Here is a 1343-nt window from a genome sequence, read left to right on the forward strand (position 1 = left end):
TCTCGCTCAGCACCGCCGGGAACCCGTAGAGCAGCAGCATCACGGTGTAGTCCGGGCCGGCGATGTGCGCGAAGGGGAACGCCATCGAGCCGACGTCGGCCGGGCCGAGGCGCAGGGCGTGGGCCAGGCAGGAGCCGCCGGCGATCAGGGAGCGGTCGGTGTGCAGGACGCCCTTGGGGTCGGAGGTGGTGCCGGAGGTCCAGTAGATCCAGCGTACGGAGGTTCCCTCGGGGGGCGGCGGGGGCAGGGTGGCGGGGTCGCCGGCGGGGAGGGAGTCGTAGGCCTCGAAGACACCTCGGGCGCCGAGCCGCCGGGCCATGGCGGTGTGGTCGAAGCCGCGCCAGACGCCGGGGACGGCGAAGAACTCGGCCTTCGACTCGCGCAGCGCGAAGCCGACCTCCCGGTCCCGGTAGAAGGGGATCACCGGGGACTGGACGGCCCCGATCCGGGCGAGGGCGAGCGAGAGCAGCACCGTCTCGATGCGGGTCGGGAGCTGCCAGGCGACGACGGTGCCGGGGCGCACGCCCATGCGGTACAGGCCCGCGGCGACGCGTTCGCAGCGGTCGCGGAGCTCGCCGAAGGTGACGGTGCGGTCCCGCGCGGGGTCGTCGGCGGCCTCGATGAGGACGGGGGCGTCGGGCGTCAGCGCGGCGCGCCGGGCGACGAGCGCCCACAGGGTCCCGGACCCGCTCAGATCCCGTGCGGTGGCGGCCGTACCGGTGGTGTCCGACATCCCAACCTCCCCATAGCTGACGGACAGTCAGGTCAACCGCAGAGCGTAGGGCGCGGGCGCTTGTCGGTCCAGGGGTCGCGGAGCTAGCTTGTTTCTGACGGTTCATCAGATATGGCATCGGTACGGCCATCCGCTTGCGGCGAGGGGACACCATGGAACTGCCTCGGATCATCAGCGTGGACGACCACGTGATCGAGCCCGCGCACCTCTTCGACGTGTGGCTGCCCGCCAGGTACCGCGACCGCGGGCCGAGGCCGCTGACCGCCGGCATCGGCGAACTCGCCTACACCGGCGGCAAGTACGTGATCACCATGGACCCGGACGGCCCGCCGACCGACTGGTGGATCTACGAGGACCTGAAGTTCCCGTACAAGCGCAACATCGCCGCCGTCGGCTTCGACCGCGACGAGATGACCCTGGAGGGCATCACCCGCGAGGAGATGCGGCGCGGCTGCTGGGACCCGAAGGCCCGCCTCGCCGACATGGACCTCAACCACGTCGAGGCGTCCCTGTGCTTCCCGACCTTCCCGCGCTTTTGCGGCCAGACCTTCGCCGAGGCGCACGACAAGGAGGTCGCCCTCGCCTGCGTGCGCGCCTACAACGACTGGAT

At 71.4% G+C, this 1343-nt stretch carries 1 protein-coding gene and 1 pseudogene; one reads left to right on the top strand and one right to left on the bottom strand.

The features are described 5' to 3' along the window. Positions 1-733, bottom strand: a 733-nt coding sequence (locus ACFVUS_RS43915) for an AMP-binding protein (RefSeq protein ID WP_387781504.1), incomplete at its 3' end; no start/stop codon positions are given. Between the two features lie 152 nt (positions 734-885). Between ACFVUS_RS43915 and ACFVUS_RS43920 the strand changes: the two are divergent. Then, positions 886-1343, top strand: a pseudogene (locus ACFVUS_RS43920) (amidohydrolase); the annotation flags it as partial.

This window comes from Nocardia sp. NPDC058058 (genome assembly GCF_042885355.1).
Lineage (GTDB): Bacteria > Actinomycetota > Actinomycetes > Mycobacteriales > Mycobacteriaceae > Nocardia.